We start from the raw sequence: 16,738 nt of genomic DNA on the forward strand, positions 1-16,738 counted from the left end.
CGGTCAGGGCCGGTAGCCGACGTTGAGCTCCGCGACCGAGGTCCAGGGGTTGCCGTTCACCTCCCGGGTGGCCCTCAGCCTGACGTAGCGGGCGGCCCGCGGGGTGAAGGCGGCGTCCTGCTGCGCGGCGCCGTCCGCCCAGGTCCCGGTGGCGGCGGCCGGGCCCCAGGTGGTCCCGTCGGCGGAGGTGTAGACCTCGTAGTCGGCGATGCGCCCGTTGCTCTGCGCCGGGCGGGGCAGTACGTGGAGGGCGGACACCCGGTAGGAGGCGCCGAGGTCGAGGGTGATCTCGTGCGGCATGGGCGCGGTGGCGGCGTACCACTGGGTGTGCCAGAGGGTCGCGGCCTTGCCGTCGAGGACGTTGGCGGCGCTCCCGTTCTCGCCGGCCGTCTCCTGGCTGTCGACGGCGCTGACCCTCATCTTGTTCTGCGGGACGAGGAGTTCGCCGGGGCCGGCCGGTCCGAGGTCGTCGACGGTGAGGTCGTCGAGGACGAGGTCGGCCTCGTCGTGGGAGCCTTCCGCGCTGACCTTGCGCACCCCGATCCAGGCGTCGGCGCCCGCGGTGAAGGTCTGGGTGAAGGCGGTGGCGGTGCGGGCCTGGCCGAGGGCGGTGGCGGTCTCGGCGGTGCCCGCTCCGGTGACGAACCGGTAGTCCCCGGCGAAGCCGTTCTCGTAGCGGAAGCCGACCCGGTAGGCGTGGCCGGGGGTGAACCGCAGGGTCTGCGGGAGGGTGCGGTAGACCAGTCCGGGGCGTTCCTCGTGCGATTTGAGGGAGTTCCGTCCGCCGATCACGTCGTCGACGAGCTTCCCGTTCCAGCCGGCCTGGGTGTAGGGGGCGTTGCGCTGGGCGATGTGGGTGCGGGGGTCGGTGGCCGATCCGCCGGCGCCGCCGAAGACGAAGGGGCCCCAGCCGGCGTCCACGTTCTCGAAGTCCTCCGCGTAGGTGTGCCCGCCCAACGGGGTGCGGGCGGAGCGCACCACGCGGACGTCGTCCAGCCGGACGGTGCCGGGTCCGGCGGCGGCGGACAGCGTGAGGAGGGCCGTGGACTGCCCGTCGGGTACGTCGAAGAGCACCTTCATCCGCTGCATGGTGGTGCCGTTCTTCTCGCTGCCGCCCAGGTCGTTGACCAGGGGGGAGGAGTCGGCGTACACGGACTCGGCGGTGGTGGCGCCGGCCGGGGTGACGGCGAGGGTGGCGGCCCGGCCGGCGGGGGTGGTGACCCAGACGGAGGCCGCGTAGGTGCCGGGGCTCAGGCCGGTGAGCCGCTGGGAGACGGCCGGGGCGGCCTGCGGGCCGAAGGTGAGCTCGTTCTGCCCCAGGGCGTTCCGGGTGACGGCGGCGCCGGTCCCGGTGGGGTTCCAGGCCGCGAGGTCGCCCGCGTTGAAGGAGGGGTCCTTGACGGGGGTCCCCTCGCCCCAGCGCGGGTCGGGCTGCGCGGGGGCGGCGCCGTCGGTGACCACGTACGCGGTGCGGGCGGCGGCGTCGATGGTGACCCGGCCGTCCGCGCCGGGGGTGAGGGGTCCGACGGGCTGCCGGCCGGTGTCGGTGAGCCGGTACAGGGTGGGGGTCCGCCAGCCGGCGGGCAGGGTCCAGGTGGTGGGGCCGCCGGCCGCGTTCCAGTGGTAGAGCCTGCCGTCCCGCGGGAGCAGGTAGGCGGAACCGTCGAGGACGGTGCGCCCGGCGGTGGTGATGCGGCGGGTGCCCCCGGCGGTGGTGACGGAGGTGCCGTTCGCGAGGGTGACCGTGTCGGCGGTCCACTTCACGATCGGGGACTCCTGGAGGTACTTGGTCGGCAGGTCCACGCCGAAGGTGGTGTTCAGGAAGGCCGGGTAGTCCTTCTTGCCCTGCCAGCCCTCGTAGGCGGCCAGTTCGGCGCCGCCGAGCAGCGGGTCGCGGGCGATCCAGTCGTCCTTGGCGTGGTTGGCGATGAACCGGGCGATGGTGGAGTTCACTCCCTTGAGGTCGCTGCCCCCGTAGTCGACGTCGGCGGCCCAGTGGTGCCAGAGGGACTGTTCGGTGAGGGTGTTGGGGAACTCGGTGGCGAGCTGGAGGCCGAGGCCGGAGATCTCGCGCTGGAGCCTGCGGGAGACGTAGCCGTCGCCGTACCAGACGTCGACGTAGAGGAAGTCGAGTCCGGGCGCGGCGGCCTTGAGGTCCGCGAGGCGCTTCAGCCGCTCCCCCGACTGGCCGTCCTTGCGGGTGTCGACGCGGTACGACTGGTCGAGCCAGTCCCAGCCGAGGCCGCCGCTCTGGTGGGCGGGGTCGAAGGTGGCGGAGACGGGGTACTCCTCGGTGGCGTTGACGTGCACGCCGAAGTCGGCGTTGTAGGCGTGGCCGGCGGTGGTGAGGGCGTTGAGGCCCTCGGCGCCGCCGAGTTTGGCGCCGATGTCCTTGTAGTCCATGTGCGCCGAGTCGTGGCCCTCGGAGGCGTAGCCCTTGAGCAGGACGAACTGGCCGAGGCCGTCGGTGGCGAGGCTGACCCGCTTGGTCTCGTCGAGGGTCTGGGCGAAGGGGTGGGTGGCCTGGGAGGCGAAGTTGAACGGGATGCGCTGGACCACCCGGCGGGCGGTGTCCTGCCAGCCGGCGGGCGGGGTCCAGATGTCCCGGTAGGCGACGGCGGCGTCCTGCCAGTCGACCACGGAGTCGCCGTTGCGGTCGGCGGTGATCGCGACGCGGACGTAGGGCAGCGGCTCGGTGTCGGTGTCGGCGGCGCCCTGGGCCCGGTAGAGCCAGGCCCCGCTCCACAGGCCGGCCCGGCGGTAGGAGCCGTGGTCGGTCACCCGTTCGCCGATCCGGCCGTTCTCCCGGGCGGTGCCGCCGGAGGGGGTGTCGTAGAGGGAGTTGGAGTCGATGGCGGCCGCCAGCCGGCCGGTGCTGAGGAGCCCGTACATCACGGTCCTGGCGGCGGGGTCCACCGGGGTGGAGGCGGTGACGGGGGTGAAGGCGTCGCCGGTGCCGGTGGTGGCGGTGTGCATGGTGGCGGTGGCCAGGGCCGCGCCGGGCTGGTCGCTGCGGACGCTGACGAGGGTGTGCTCCGGGATCTCGAAGCTGCGCACCCGCAGGGCGGGGGTGTCCTCGACGGCGGTGACCCGGAACTCCACGACCGGGCCGGCCACCGAGATCCGGGACCGGACGGTCACCCCGGAGAAGGACATCGCGTAGTCCACGCCGGAGGCGGAGGGGACGGAGGTGACGGCGGGGGTGTACGCGGTCCCGTTCACGAGGACGGTGCTCAGCGGGTCCTCGTTGCCGTGGAGCACGTCCCCGGTCGCGCGCCGGGTGTAGTCGACGACGCGCGGGAAGGCCGGGTCCACGCTGACGGACAGCTCGGGCGAGGTGATCGTCACGGGCGCGGCGGCGGCCGGGGCCGCCGCGACCGGGACGGACGGGAAGAGGGTGGCGACGAGACCGGCGACCGCGACCGCGGCCGGCCGGAGGGGGGTGCGCATCGGGCCTCCGGGAGTCGGCGCTTGCCTGCACGGACGGCGAGGCCGCGCGACTCCCTCCGGAGCCCCGCGGTCCGCTCACTGGCCTGCCAGCTTGCGGACCCCGGGCGCCCGGGCCCATGGACAAAGCGACGCCGCGTCCTGGACTTACCGATCAGCCCCCGGCGGGCACCAGCACGACGGCCGTGCCGTACGCGCACACCTCCGTCCCGACGTCGGCCGCCTCCGTGACGTCGAAGCGCATCATCAGCACCGCGTTGGCCCCGCGCGCCTTCGCCTGGTCGATGAGCCGGTCCATGGCCTGGTTGCGGGTCTCCACGAGCGTCTTGGTGAGCCCCTTCAGCTCGCCGCCGATCATGGACTTCAGGCCGGCGCCGATCTGGCTGCCCAGGTGCCGGGAGCGCACGGTCAGCCCGAACACCTCGCCGATCACCTGCTCCACCCGGTAGCCGGGGACGTCGTTGGTCGTGACGACCAGGACACCGGTCTCCCGGGCGCCGGGGCCGCCTCCGTAGTCTTCGATACCCATGCGCCCCACTGTGGGCGCGGGCGCGGCCGCCCGCATCCGCTGGGCCTCGCCCCCGTGGGGCGCCGGGCGCGGTCCACCGGAACGGGTTGGGCATATCGGGCTAAACGGCGGCGCGTCGCCGGGAGCCCGCGAGGCCCGTCTCGTCATAGTCGTCCCTGGCGGCCGCCGGGCCGCCGCGTCCCGCCGCGCAGCGCGGCCGGGCGGGAGTCTTTCCAGAGGAGCCGCTCATGCCCAAGCCCACCAGGACCATCCTCGCCCTGGCCGCCGGAAGCCTGGCGCTCGGCCTGGTCGGCGGGGGCGCCGCCTTCGCGGACCAGGGCGCGGCGGCCCACGGCGGAGCCCGGTACCACGCCCCCGGCGACGGGAGGGACGGCGACGACACCTCCTACGACGACTACCACAAGCACCGCTACTCCCTGGGCAAGGTCGTCTCGCGCGGCCCGCTGAGCGTGCGCAGCAAGCCGACCACCCACTCGCACCTCCAGTACAAGGTGTACCCGGGCGAGACCCTCGCCCTGAAGTGCAAGACGCGCGGCGAGAACGTGGCCGGGAACGACATCTGGTACCTCATCGACCCCGGTGACGACGACCGCGACGACTGGGCGGACGGCACCGACGGCGAGGGCCGCAAGAAGGCCCGCGAGGCCGTGGCCCGCGACGGGTACGACCACGACTGGGTCTCGGCCCGCTACGTCAAGGACCTCGACCGCGTCCGCTGGTGCCGCGACTGACCCGCTCCCGCCGCGACCGTCCCCGCCGCCGCGCCCGCCGCTCCCGTACCGGCGTGCGCGGCGGCGGGCCGTGGTCCGGGGATCAGAAGTCCCCGTAGTTGACCTGCCAGGTGGGCAGGCCCATCCGGCGCCAGACCGCGACCACCCGGTCCCGGTCGTCGAGCGAGACGCGGACCGCGAAGCGCTCGCGCACGTGCGCGTCGAACAGCTCGGCCTTGACGACGTCGTCGCGGCGCGTGTCCCCCGCCGCCCGCATCCACAGCTCGTCGTACGGCACTTCGTGCGCCCGCAGCCAGGACTCGGTCTGCGGCCGGTGCTCCTCCCCGCGCCCGGACAGCAGCACGAGCCGGTCCCCCGCGCTGCGGAAGGCCTCCAGGGCGTGCCGCACCGGCTCGTTCAGCAGGTCGGCCTCGCAGCGCGAGAAGTCGTACGGGCCGCGGTCCCCGGTGAGGGCGAGCGTCCCGTCGATATCGCACAGCACGGCGGCCGGCAGGTCCGGGTCGGCGGTGTACGGCCGCACCGGCGGCTGGTCGTTGAGCCATTCGGCGGTCAGCCGCCAGCCGCCCTTGCGGGCCTTGGCGTGCTTGTCGGCCAGGATCCGGATGATCTCCTCCCCGACCGGCCGCTCCCGCGCGGCGTCGCGGCGCAGGCACTCCTCCACGGACACGCCGGTGAAGTCGTGCACGGCGAAGGTGGCGCGGCCGGCCACCGCCGCCTTGAGCCGCTTGGGGATGTGCGAGGTCAGGTGGGTGTTGTCGACGACCACGTCGAAGCCGTCCGCGACGGCCGCCGCGACCGCCGCGTCCTGTACGGCGAGCACGGTCTGCTCGTGCTTGTACGAGCGGCCCCGCTCGGGGTCGGGCACGTCGAGCATGGCCCGCAGGTCGTCGAGGTTGACCCGGCGCATCCGGCCGCCGGCCTCGGCCTGGAGGGCGCGCGCCGCGGTGGTCTTGCCCGAGGCCGGCAACCCCGTCATGACGTGGACCACGGGGAGTTCGGGCTCTTCGGACACGGTTCAGTTCTCCTCGTCGGTGGTGAAGGGATCGGCCGTCTCGGGCCGTACGGCCCGCCAGCTGACGAGCTCGGTGGTGCGGCCGTCCAGCCGCATGAACATGGCGGCGCGGATCCGGCCGTCGGGATGCTGCCGGACGGCGCGGGCGAAGGCGCCCCGGTCGTCCGCCAGGTGCTCGAACTCCTTGTACGCCTCGTCGATGGCCCGCTCCCGGCGCGCGAACTCCTCCTCCAGGCCCGCGATCACCTCGCGCACCCAGTGGTCGAACTCGTCGGGCACCTGCTCCAGCAGCGCGTCCAGCGGACGGCCGCCCCGGGAGCGGACGCCGCCGAGCTCGGCGAGCGAGAGGCCGAGGCCCTGGGCCAGGATCTTGGCGGAGGTACCGGCGAAGCGCTGGACGCCGTGGCTGCGCCACACGTCCCGCTCGGTGACGCCGGTGAGCAGCTTGTGCAGGCGTACGTACTCGGAGAGCTTGGCCTTGGCGCGGACGCCGGAGGCGAACCGCAGGACGAAGCCCTCGGCGTCCATGCCGGTGGCGGAGTCCCCGCCGGGCAGGGTGTTGGACTCGGCGAGCGCGAGGAGTTCGGGCAGCGGCATGGCGGGCCACACCTTCACGACGGAGCCGATGCCCGCCCAGTGGGCGGCGGCCTCGGCGAGCGGCACCTCGGCGCCGGCCCGGTCGAACGCGGCGAGCAGGACGAGGTCGCGGCGGTCGCCGTAGTCGACGACGATCCGGTTCTGCGGGTACAGGATCTCCGCGAGGTAGGTGGTGCCGGGCACCAGGGCCGCAGTGTCGCCCGCGTCGAGGCGGCGCTGCGCCCAGGTGGCCTGGGTGCTGATGAAGGAGCCCTTGGAGGCGACCTGCCAGCGGTCCGCGTAGTGGAAGACGACGGCGAGGCTGCCGTCGACCTTGTCGTACACCTCGAACGGTTCGTCGGGCAGGGCCGTGGCGTAGGGCTGGCCGGACTCGTGTTCTCCGACGTTGAAGAACTTCGGCAGCGGCAGCGCGACGACGGCTCCCGTGACGTCGTCGGCGACGAGGCCGCGGCAGCGCGTGGTGACCTGGTTCCAGACCCGCTCGTACTGCGCGGTGCGCGTGTACGTGTAGATGGACAGCGGCAGTTCGGGGTGCCGCTTGCGGGTCACGTATCCGGCGTCGACGGCCTCCGCCAGTGCCTGGGCGGGCAGCAGGTCATGGAGAGTCAGGCGGTCCTGGCTCATGGGTTCCTCCCGGTTCGAGTCGGCTCATTCTCACCGGTGGGAGGGGCGGCCCGGTACTCAATTACGACTGGTCACCGGCCTGTAGCGGGGCTGTGACACGCCCGGCGCGCTCAGCGCGGGCGCGGCCGGGCGGGGTGGCGCGAGCGCAGGAGGGCGACGGTGGTGAGGGCCCAGGCACCGACCGCGATCCACAGCAGCACCCCGCCCAGCGGGCGGAGCGCGGCCACGCCCGTCACCGGGGCGGCGGTGAGGCAGGCGGTGGCGGTCATGCCGAGGGGGAAGACGGTGGACCAGCGGCGGACGTCGTAGCGCGGGCGGGGGCTGCGGACCTCGGCGGCGAGCAGGACGGCGTACCAGACGAGGGAGAGGGCGAGCGCGGTCAGGGCGGCGGCGCGCAGGGCCGTGTGCGCCGGGCCGCCGGCCCCCGCCGGCGAGGTGGCGAGCCGGGCCGCGGCGAGGGCGGTGATGGCCAGGGAGCCGCCCGCGACCCAGTGGTCGCCCGCCCCGCGGAGCACCTCGTGGAAGTCGAAGCGCCGCAGGGCGAGGGCGTAGAGCAGGATCCCGAGGCAGAAGCAGGCGAGCGCGGCGCGGGCGAGCCAGTCGAGGCGGTGGACGGTGGCCAGGGCGGCGGCCAGGACGGCGAGGCCCTGGGTGGCGACGCAGCCGAGGAAGACCACCCCGGGCATGCGCCGGCGCCAGTGCCGGACGACGGCCAGCAGCAGCCCGGGCCAGATCAGGGCGGCGAGGACCAGCAGGGCGGCGGCCGCGTCCTGGCGGCCGAGCTGGGAGAGGCGGGCGCCGAGCACGGTGGTGGCGGCGACGGCGGTGAGGGCGGCCGGGGTGTCGGCCTCGGCCCGGAAGCGGCCGCGGTCGACGGCGAGCCGGACGGTGAAGTCGGCGGCGAGCAGCAGCCAGAGCAGGGCGGAGACGGCCAGTGCGGCCAGGGAGAGCAGGTGGCGGCCGGTCAGTTCGAGGCCGACGGAGAGGATCCCGGCGGCCATGACGGCGCCGCCCGCGGCGGGCGGGAGTGCGGCCCACCGGTCCCGCAGGCGGCTGCGGCTGCGCATGGGCTCACATTACGCCGCGGGTGCGGAACTGGACGCTGATGCGGGGGCCGACGGCGCGCGCCGTCTTGGGGACCGCGTGCTCCATGGTGCGCTGGCAGGAGCCGCCCATCACCACGAGGTCTCCGTGGCCGAGCGGGAGGCGCAGCAGGGTGGGGCCGCCGTCGCGGGGGCGCAGGACGAGGTCGCGGGGGTCTCCGACGGAGAGGATCGCGACGAGGGTGTCCTCGGTGGCGGAGCGGCCGGTGCGGTCGCCGTGCCAGGCGACGCTGTCGCGGCCGTCGCGGTAGAGGCAGAGCCCGGCGGTGACGAAGGGTTCGCCGAGTTCGGGGGCGTAGTGCCGGCCGAGGGCCTCGCGGGCCTCGGTGAGGACGGGGTGCGGGAGGGGGTCGCCGTCCCCGTAGAAGGCGAGCAGGCGGGGTACGTCGACCGCCCGCTCGTACATCCGCCGCCGCTCGGCGCGCCAGGGCACCTCGGCGGCGAGGTGTTCGAACAGGGCGTCGGCGCCGGTCAGCCAGCCGGGCAGCCGGTCGGTCCAGGCGCCGGCCCCGAGCTCGGTGCGCTCCAGCGGCGAGAGGGGGCCGAGCCGGATCTCGTCCGTCTGGTCGAAGAGGGAGCCCTGGAGTGCGTGCATGGTTCCAGCCTACTCCCGATCCGAACACCTGCTCGATTAAATGCGTGCGAAACCCTCCTCGGGGGCTCTGGCGGGACGGGCCCGGGGAGGCGATCATGAGCGGGCGCCGGGCCGCGGGCCGGGCGCGTCCGCCGCCGCCCCGGCTCCCCGTCCAGGAGGTACGTGTGTCCGTCGCGTCGAGTTGTGCGTCCGGGAGCGTGGAGGTCGCGCTCCTGGAGGAGACCATCGGGGACAACCTCGACCGCACCGTGCGGGCCTTCCCCGACCGCGACGCCCTCGTCGACGTGGCCGCCGGCCGCCGGTGGACCTACCGGGAGCTGGCCGCCGACGTGGACGCCCTCGCCCTCGGGCTGCTGGACCTCGGGATCGAGCAGGGGGACCGGGTCGGCATCTGGGCGCCCAACCGGGCCGAGTGGACGCTCGTGCAGTACGCCACGGCGAAGATCGGGGCCATCCTGGTCACGGTCAACCCGGCCTACCGCTCGCACGAGCTGGAGTACGTGCTGAACCGGTCCGGGATCCGGCTGCTGGTCTCGGCCCGGAGCTTCCGCAGCTCCGACTACGCCGGGATGGTCGAGGAGGTCCGGCCGCGCTGCCCCGACCTGGAGTTCACGGTCCTGTTCGACGGGTCGCGGTGGGACTCGCTGCTGGAGCGCGGCCGGCGGGCGGATCCGGCGGTCCTGGCGCGGGCGGGGGCCGCCCTGCACCCGGACGACCCGATCAACATCCAGTACACCTCGGGGACCACGGGCTTCCCCAAGGGCGCCACCCTCTCCCACCGCAACATCCTCAACAACGGCTACTTCGTCGGGGAGCTGTGCGGCTACACCGAGGCGGACCGGGTGTGCGTACCGGTGCCCTTCTACCACTGCTTCGGCATGGTCATGGGGGCCCTGGCCTGTACGAGCCACGGCGCCGCGATGGTGATCCCGGCCCCGGCCTTCGACCCGGCGGCCACCCTGGCGGCGGTCGAGGCGGAGGCGTGCACCTCCCTGTACGGGGTGCCCACGATGTTCATCGCCGAGCTGGCGGCGCCCGGGTTCGACGGGTACGACCTCTCCAGCCTGCGGACGGGGATCATGGCGGGCTCGCCGTGCCCGGTGGAGGTGATGAACGAGGTCATCGAGCGGATGGGGATGACCGAGGTGTCCATCTGCTACGGCATGACGGAGACCTCCCCGGTGTCCACGCAGACCCGCGCGGACGACTCCGTGGAGCGCCGGGTCTCCACCGTCGGCCGGGTGGGCCCGCACCTGGAGGTCAAGGTGGTCGACCCGAGATCCGGCCGGACCGTCCCGCGCGGCACCCCGGGCGAGCTGTGCACCCGGGGCTACTCGGTGATGATCGGCTACTGGGGCGAACCGGACAAGACCGCCGAGGTGGTGGACCGGGAGGGCTGGATGCACACCGGCGACCTGGCGGTCATGGACGCGGACGGCTACCTGAGCATCACCGGCCGGATCAAGGACATGGTGATCCGGGGCGGCGAGAACCTCTATCCGCGCGAGATCGAGGAGTTCCTCCACGCCCACCCGGACGTCCTGGACGTGCAGGTCATCGGGGTGCCCGACGCCAAGTACGGGGAGGAGCTGATGGCCTGGGTGCGGATGCGCGAGGGCGCCGAGCCGCTGACCGCCGACTCCGTGCGCGCGTACTGCGAGGGACGGCTCGCCCACTTCAAGATCCCGCGCTACGTGCACGTGGTGGACGAGTTCCCCATGACCGTCACGGGCAAGATCCGCAAGGTCGAGATGCGGGCCATGGCGGCCCGCCTGCTGGAGGGGGCCCGGGAAGGGGTCTGAGGGGCCGGCCCTACGGGGTGCGGTACTCCTCCCAGGTCCACAGGAGCTGGCGGCGGGCCATGACGCCGACCGCGTGACGGCGGTAGCGGGCGGTGCCGCGGACGTCGTCGATGGGGTTGCAGGAGGCCGCGGCGAGCTCGCCGAACCGTTCGGCGAGCGAGGGGGCGAGCTCCGCACGGGAGTCCCAGAGGCCCTCCTCCTCCAGGGCCGCCTCCAGGAACTCCTCGGCGGCCCGCGCCCGGACGGGGGTGGGGGCGGCCGAGCCGATGCCGGTGCGGACCGAGCGGGTGCGCGGGTGCAGGGCGAGGCCGAAGGCGCACACGGCGATGACCATCGCGTTGCGGGTGCCGACCTTGGAGAACTGCTGGGGGCCGTCGGCCACGGGGACGCGGATGGTCTTGATCAGCTCGTCGGGGGCGAGCGCGTTGCGTTTGACGCCCGTGTAGAAGGAGTCGATCGGGATCAGCCGGGCGCCCCGTACGGACTCCGCCTCCACCTCGGCCCCGGCGGCGAGCAGCGCCGGGTGGGAGTCCCCGGCGGGCGAGGCGCAGCCCAGGTTGCCGCCGACGCTGCCCCGGTTGCGGATCTGCGGTGAGGCGACGGTGTGGGAGGCGAGCGCGAGGCCGGGCAGGGGCGCGCGCAGCTGCTCCATGATCTGCGTGTAGGGCACGGAGGCGCCCAGGCGGACCACGTCCCCCTCGGTCCGCCATTCCCGGAGCAGGCCGATCCGGTTGAGGTCCAGGAGGTATTCGGGCCTGCGGTGGTCGAAGTTGATCTCGACCATCACGTCGGTGCCCCCGGCGATGGGCAGGGCGGACGGGTGCTCCGCCTTGGCGGCGAGGGCCTCCTCCCAGCTCGCGGGGCGAAGGAATTCCATGAGCGGCTCTCAATCCTCGTGCGGGGCCGGGTCGCCGCCGGGCGGCTCGCGGCCGTCGGGTGCGTCCGCGCCGTCGGGTGGGTTCCCGTCGTCGGGTGCGTCCGCGCCGTCGGGTGCGTTCCCGTCCTCGGCCCGGGCGTGGCGGAGGCGGGCGAGGACGAGGACGGTGTCGTCGGTCGCCCCGTCGGGCAGCAGGGCCGCCAGGATGCGGTCGGCCTCCCCTTCCAGCGGTCCGGCGGCGCGGGCCAGTTCGGCGCGCAGGGCGTCGAGGCCCGCGTCGATGTCCCGGCCGCGCGACTCGACGAGGCCGTCGGTGTACAGGGCCAGGACGGCCCCGTCGGGGAGCGCGGCCCCGGCGGAGCGAAAGGGGACGCCGCCGACCCCCAGCGGGACCCCGAGGACGTCGCCGAGGGTCTCGACCGCGCCGTCGGGGTGGCGCACCAGGGGCGGGGGGTGGCCGGCGTTGCCGATGCGGGCGCGGCCGGTGCGGGGGTCGTAGACCACGTAGAGGCAGGTGGCCAGTTCGATGCCGGCGTCCCGGGCGGCGGCGTCGAGCTCGGCGAGCAGGCCCTCGGGGTCGGGGCGGTGGCGGGCCAGCGCGCGGGCGGTGATCCGCAGCCTGCCCATGGAGGCGGCGGCGGGCACCCCGTGTCCCATGACGTCGCCGACGACGAGGGCGACCCGGCCGTCGGGCAGGGCGATCACGTCGTACCAGTCGCCGCCGACCTCGGTGGCCCGGCTGCCCGGCAGGTAGCGGTGGGCGACGCTCACGTGCTCGGTCGCGTCCGGGGCGGTGGGCAGCAGGGCGCGCTGGAGGGTGAGGGAGATGTCCTGGACCCGGCTGTAGAGGCGGGCGTTGTCCAGGCACAGGGCGGCGCGGGAGGCGAGTTCGCCGGCCAGGCCGAGGTCCTCCTCCGTGAAGGCGGGACGGGCGTCGGAGCGGCCGAAGACGGTGATGCCCTGGACGTGGCCGCGGGCGATGAGCGGGGCGATCAGGACGTAGCCGACGCCGCAGTCGAGGAGCTGGCGGGCGAGGTCCCGGTGGCCGGCGGTCCGGGCCGCGAACTCCTCGTCGACGCGGAGGGACAGCGGGCGGCCGGTGCGCAGCATCCGGTGGATGCCGGAGCCCGGCGGGTAGGTCACCCGGTCGAGGGCGGCGAGCAGTTCGGAGGCGGGCGGCGGCAGCACGCTGCCGGAGGCGATCCGGCGGGTGAACAGGGGCAGGGCCGGGTCGAAGGCCTCGGAGGGGTACATCCACTCGACCATCTCCACGACGGAGCCGTCGCAGAACTCGGGCATGACCACGTCGACGAGCTCGCGGGCGGTGGTGTCCACGTCCAGGGTGGTGCCGATGCGGGCCCCGGCCCGGTCCAGCAGGGCGAGGCGGCGGCGGGCGGCGGTGGCCTCCAGCAGGGCCCGTTCCCGGTCGGTGACGTCGACCAGCAGGCCGCCCACCCCGGGCCGGCTGCCGGCCGCCCCGCTGAGCGGGAAGAGGCTGACGGAGCGCACCTGGTCCACGTCGGGGCGGCCGGGCGTGCGCATCCCGACCAGGACGCCCACCAGGGGGCGCCCCTCGTCGGCGACGGCGCGCAGCATCCGCCGGAACTCCCCGCCGTCGGCAGTGATCATGATCTCGGAGGTGTCGCGGCCGAGGTGTCCGGCGACGGGGATCCCGTCCATGTCGGCCAGCGCCTGGTTGAGGTGGACGTAGCGGAGGTCCTCGTCGAGCATGACCAGGCCGATGGGGCAGGTCTCGAAGAGGGCGTCGAGGAAGGCGAGGTTGGTCTTCACCCGGTCGAGCTCCTCGCCCCGGCTGGCCAGCGCCATGACCACGGTGCCCTCGGCGGCGTCGGCGGCGCCGGTGACGGGGAAGACGCGGAACCCGCAGTCGAAGACGGTGCCGTCGCGGTGCCGGACCGGCAGCCGGCCCCGCCAGTAGCCCAGGGCCAGGGCCCGCTCCACGAGCCGCTCGGCCGGGGGCGGGCCCCCGGGCGGCTCGGGGAAGAGGGCGGCGGCGGGCCGGGCCAGCGCGGTGGCGGCCGCGTACCCGAGGAGTTCCTGCGCGCCCGGGCCCCAGTACCGGACCCGTCCGGCCGCGTCGAGGCCGAGGACGGCGACGGGCACGTGCTCCAGCAGCGACCCGGGCTCGGACCGGATCGGCCCGGGAGCCCGCGCACCCCCCGGCTGGTCCGACGGCACGAGTGGCCTCCTCTGCCCGGGGCACGCCGCGTGGCCGTCCGCCCGAGTGGCGGGGGGAGGGCCCCCTTCATTCTGCGCGCCCCCGCCGACACCGGCGCCCGGGGACGCGGCCGGCGCCCCGGGGGGATGCGGTACCCGGGGGCGGTGCCCCCCAGGGGGGCGGCGACCGGGGGACGTGGCTTGCGGGCCGGGCCACCAGGCCGGGCCGGGGCCGGAGGCTCGGGCCATGGCTGAGGTCCGGGCCCCCTTCCGGCCCCGGCCGGGGGTCAGCCCTTCGTCAGCGGGGTGTTCGCGGTGGCCGTGCCGTCCGTGCCGGAGATGGTCACCGCGTGGCGGACGCCGTCCGGGCCGAGGACCACGGCCCGCCAGGAGCTGCCGCCGCCCTGCTGGGGGACGGCGCGCAGCGCCTCGACCTTGCCGCCGGGGACGGCCGCCGCCGCCTTCTGGGCGGCCTGGTCGATCGGCAGCGCGGGCAGCGGGACGGGGGCCGCCCCGTCCTGCTTCCCGGGCATCCCGTCCAGGCCGGCGGCGCCGTCGCGGACCTGCGGGGCCTTCGGGTGGGGACGCTCGCCCTGGGGGCCGCGTCCCCCGTGCCCGCCGCCGTGGCCGCCGCCGTGACCGCCCTCGTGGTCGGGCACGGACCAGCCCGGGCGGCCGTCCTGGCCCATCGCCTCGCGGTGGCCGTGGTGCTGGCCGGCCACCGCCACGGCCGCGGCCCCGCCGCCCACGATCACCGCGGCGGCCGCCCCGGCCACCGCCCAGCGCGCGCCGGCGCCCCGGGGCACGGCGCGGGCCACCCGGGCCAGCCGGCCCTTGCGCTTGGCCCGGCCCTCGGCGACCACGGCCTCGGGCTGCGGCTCGGGGGTGTGCTCGGGCTGCGGGAAAGACTCAGACATGGCGGGACTCCTCGGAAACCACCGGGCACCGCGCCCGGCTCGTCGCAGAGCCTGCCGAGGCGATGCTGAAGCCCACCTGAAGCCCGCTGAAGACCTCTTCAGCAAAGCCCCGGCCGGGCCTGAGACCCTGGTCGGCATGCGCGTACTGGTGGTGGAGGACGAACGGCGGCTGGCCGCCGCGCTGCAGCGCGGCCTGCAGTCCGAGGGGTTCACGGTGGACGTGGCCCACGACGGGCCGCAGGGGCTGTGGATGGCCTGCGAGCACGTGTACGACCTGATCGTGCTCGACATCATGCTGCCCGGCCTCAACGGATACCGGGTCTGCGCCCGGCTGCGCGCGGCCGGCAACCAGTCCGGGATCCTGATGCTGACCGCGAAGGACGGCGAGTACGACGAGGCGGAGGCACTGGACACCGGTGCCGACGACTTCCTCTCCAAGCCCTTCTCCTACCTCGTCCTGGTCGCCCGGCTGCGCGCGCTGGCCCGGCGCACGGGCCGGCGCGGCCCGCAGGCGCTGCGGCTGGGCGACCTCCTCGTGGACCCGGCCCGCCACCTGTGCTCGCGCGGGGAGACGGAGATCCGGCTGACCGCGCGGGAGTTCGCGGTGCTGGAGTACCTGGCCCGGCGGCCCGGCGAGGTGGTGCCCAAGCGGGAGATCCTGGAGCAGGTCTGGGACAGCGCCTTCGACGGCGATCCCAACGTGGTCGAGGTGCACGTGAGCGCGGTGCGCCGGAAGATCGACGCGCCGTTCGGCCGGTCCGCCCTGGAGACGGTGCGCGGCGTCGGCTACCGGCTGGCGGCCGACGGTGGCTGAGGGGCGGGCGGCGCGCGTCCGGCGCGCCCTGAAGCGTCCGCTGCGCCGCTGCCGGGCGCTGGCGCTCCGGCTGTGGCCGGCCACGGTCCGGGCGCGGGCCACGGCCGGGGCCGTCCTCGTGGTGGCCGTCGCCCTGGCCCTGGCCTCGGTGGCGCTGCTCGGGCTGCTCCGGGCCGGGATGCTGCGCAACGCCGAGCGCGACGCCGAGGAGCAGGCGGCGGCCGTCGCGCAGCTCGCCTCGGGCGGCCGCCTCGACGGGATGCGGGCGCCGCTGCACGGCGCCGACTTCGTGCAGGTGGTCAACGCCCGCGGGCGGGTGCTGCGCGCGACCCCGAACCTGGCCGGCCTGCCCGCGCTCGGGCCCGCCGGACCGCTGCGGCCCGGCACGGCCTTCCACACCTGGCGGATCCGCCCGCTCGGCGGCGAGCACCGCCAGCGGGTGGTCCAGGTCACCACCCAGACCCCGGACGGCCTGGTCACCGTCTACGTCGGGACCTCGCTGCGGGACGTGGACGCGGCGGACGACACCACCACCGCGGCCCTCGTGGTCGGCGGGCCGCTGCTGCTGGCGCTGGTGGCGCTGGTGACCTGGCATGTCACAGGCCGCGCCCTGCGGCCCGTCGAGGCGATCCGCGCGGAGGTCGCCGAGATCACCGACCGCGACCTGCACCGCCGGGTCCCGGTGCCGCCCACCGGCGACGAGGTGGCCCGGCTGGCCCGGACGATGAACGGCACCCTGGACCGCCTGGAGTCCTCCGGGATCCGCCAGCGCCAGTTCATCGCCGACGCCTCGCACGAGCTGCGCAGCCCGCTCACCGTGCTGCGCACCCAGCTGGAGGTGGCCCTGGCGGTACGGGACCCCGAGCTGTGGCCGGAGCTGATCAGCGGGGCCCTGGAGGACACCGACCGGCTGGAGCGGCTCTGCTCCGACCTGCTCCTGCTGGCCCGCATCGACGCCGCGCAGCCGGCCGCGTCGACCCGGCTGGACCTGGGCGGCCTGGTGCGGGACGCGGTGGGCTCGCGGCTGGGCGACCGGGTCCCGGTCGCCGTCCGCGCCGAGGCCGGGGTCGAGGTGGAGGGCAGCGAGCTGTGGCTGATCCGGGTGGTGACGAACCTGCTGGACAACGCCCAGCGGTTCGCCGCCGGTCGGGTGGAGGTCGCGCTGCGCACCGCGGGCCCGCCGGAGACGCGGACGGCGGTCCTGGAGGTCCGTGACGACGGCCCCGGCATCCCGCCCGCCGACCGGGAGCGGGTCTTCGAGCGGTTCACCCGGCTCGACGACGCCCGCAGCCGCGACCACGGCGGCGCCGGCCTGGGGCTGGCCATCGCCCGCGACCTGGCCGCCCACCACGGCGGCACCCTCACGGCCGAGCGCTCCCGCGCGGGGGCCCGCCTGGTCCTGCGGCTGCCCGTGCTCCCGCCGGAGTCCGGGGCCGGCTGAACGGGCGTACGGATGGACCGGGGACGGGGGAGGGACCGGACCATCCTCCATTCCACACCTGCTGCCCGTAT

General features: G+C 75.2%; 13 protein-coding genes. 4 read left to right on the forward strand and 9 right to left on the reverse strand.

All coding sequences use genetic code 11. The features are described 5' to 3' along the window. Positions 1-3: 3 nt before the first annotated feature. Together AB0O29_RS12480 and AB0O29_RS12485 are read right to left on the reverse strand one after the other, a co-directional pair. Positions 4-3,450 (reverse strand): endo-alpha-N-acetylgalactosaminidase family protein, encoded by a 3,447-nt coding sequence (locus AB0O29_RS12480; RefSeq protein ID WP_365150229.1) that lies wholly within the window; start codon positions 3,448-3,450, stop codon positions 4-6. Between the two features lie 151 nt (positions 3,451-3,601). Continuing rightward, positions 3,602-3,976, reverse strand: coding sequence for a YbjQ family protein (locus tag AB0O29_RS12485; RefSeq protein ID WP_365150232.1), 375 nt, complete (start codon positions 3,974-3,976; stop codon positions 3,602-3,604). Between the two features lie 227 nt (positions 3,977-4,203). Between AB0O29_RS12485 and AB0O29_RS12490 the strand changes: the two genes are divergently transcribed. After that, positions 4,204-4,707: a hypothetical protein gene (locus tag AB0O29_RS12490; RefSeq protein ID WP_365150235.1), complete on the forward strand. Its 504-nt coding sequence runs from the start codon at positions 4,204-4,206 to the stop codon at positions 4,705-4,707. Between the two features lie 82 nt (positions 4,708-4,789). On the opposite strand, the gene AB0O29_RS12495 is transcribed toward AB0O29_RS12490, so the two are convergent. From AB0O29_RS12495 to AB0O29_RS12510, 4 genes are all read right to left on the reverse strand, one after another. Beyond that, entirely contained in the window at positions 4,790-5,719 is a 930-nt protein-coding gene (locus AB0O29_RS12495; RefSeq protein WP_365150238.1) for an AAA family ATPase, read from the reverse strand. 3 nt (positions 5,720-5,722) lie between these two features. Further along, the gene (locus AB0O29_RS12500; protein ID WP_365150241.1) at positions 5,723-6,940 is read right to left on the reverse strand and encodes an RNA ligase; all 1,218 of its coding nucleotides are present in this window, start codon (positions 6,938-6,940) and stop codon (positions 5,723-5,725) included. Positions 6,941-7,050: 110 nt separating this feature from the next. Then, a complete protein-coding gene (locus tag AB0O29_RS12505; protein WP_365150244.1) occupies positions 7,051-8,007 on the reverse strand; it encodes a hypothetical protein in 957 nt (318 codons plus the stop codon). Positions 8,008-8,011: 4 nt separating this feature from the next. Then, complete coding sequence (locus AB0O29_RS12510) at positions 8,012-8,638, reverse strand: alpha-ketoglutarate-dependent dioxygenase AlkB (protein ID WP_365150247.1); 627 nt, start codon at positions 8,636-8,638, stop codon at positions 8,012-8,014. Positions 8,639-8,733: 95 nt separating this feature from the next. Here AB0O29_RS12510 and AB0O29_RS12515 point away from each other — a divergent pair, with 95 nt between their 5' ends. After that, the gene (locus AB0O29_RS12515; protein WP_365150250.1) at positions 8,734-10,440 is read left to right on the forward strand and encodes an AMP-binding protein; all 1,707 of its coding nucleotides are present in this window, start codon (positions 8,734-8,736) and stop codon (positions 10,438-10,440) included. Between the two features lie 10 nt (positions 10,441-10,450). Here the strand turns inward: AB0O29_RS12515 and AB0O29_RS12520 are convergent, their stop codons facing one another. The 3 genes from AB0O29_RS12520 to AB0O29_RS12530 all read right to left on the reverse strand — a co-directional run bounded on the left by AB0O29_RS12520 (position 10,451) and on the right by AB0O29_RS12530 (position 14,412). After that, positions 10,451-11,317 (reverse strand): FAD binding domain-containing protein, encoded by an 867-nt coding sequence (locus tag AB0O29_RS12520; RefSeq protein ID WP_365150253.1) that lies wholly within the window; start codon positions 11,315-11,317, stop codon positions 10,451-10,453. A gap of 9 nt (positions 11,318-11,326) precedes the next feature. Continuing rightward, positions 11,327-13,516 carry a SpoIIE family protein phosphatase gene (locus tag AB0O29_RS12525; protein ID WP_365150256.1) on the reverse strand — a complete coding sequence of 730 codons (2,190 nt, stop codon included), beginning with the start codon at positions 13,514-13,516 and terminating at the stop codon, positions 11,327-11,329. A 266-nt stretch (positions 13,517-13,782) separates the two neighbouring features. Continuing rightward, on the reverse strand, positions 13,783-14,412 hold the full coding sequence (locus AB0O29_RS12530; protein WP_365150259.1) for a hypothetical protein: 630 nt from the start codon (positions 14,410-14,412) through the stop codon (positions 13,783-13,785). A gap of 136 nt (positions 14,413-14,548) precedes the next feature. Here AB0O29_RS12530 and AB0O29_RS12535 point away from each other — a divergent pair, with 136 nt between their 5' ends. Together AB0O29_RS12535 and AB0O29_RS12540 are read left to right on the forward strand one after the other, a co-directional pair. Continuing rightward, positions 14,549-15,226 carry a response regulator transcription factor gene (locus AB0O29_RS12535; RefSeq protein ID WP_365150262.1) on the forward strand — a complete coding sequence of 226 codons (678 nt, stop codon included), beginning with the start codon at positions 14,549-14,551 and terminating at the stop codon, positions 15,224-15,226. Next, on the forward strand, positions 15,219-16,667 hold the full coding sequence (locus tag AB0O29_RS12540) for an ATP-binding protein (protein WP_365150265.1): 1,449 nt from the start codon (positions 15,219-15,221) through the stop codon (positions 16,665-16,667). Before AB0O29_RS12535 ends, AB0O29_RS12540 begins: the two co-directional genes overlap by 8 nt. Positions 16,668-16,738: the final 71 nt, after the last annotated feature.

It is taken from the genome of Streptomyces sp. NPDC089915 (assembly GCF_040684675.1).
Taxonomy (GTDB): domain Bacteria; phylum Actinomycetota; class Actinomycetes; order Streptomycetales; family Streptomycetaceae; genus Streptomyces.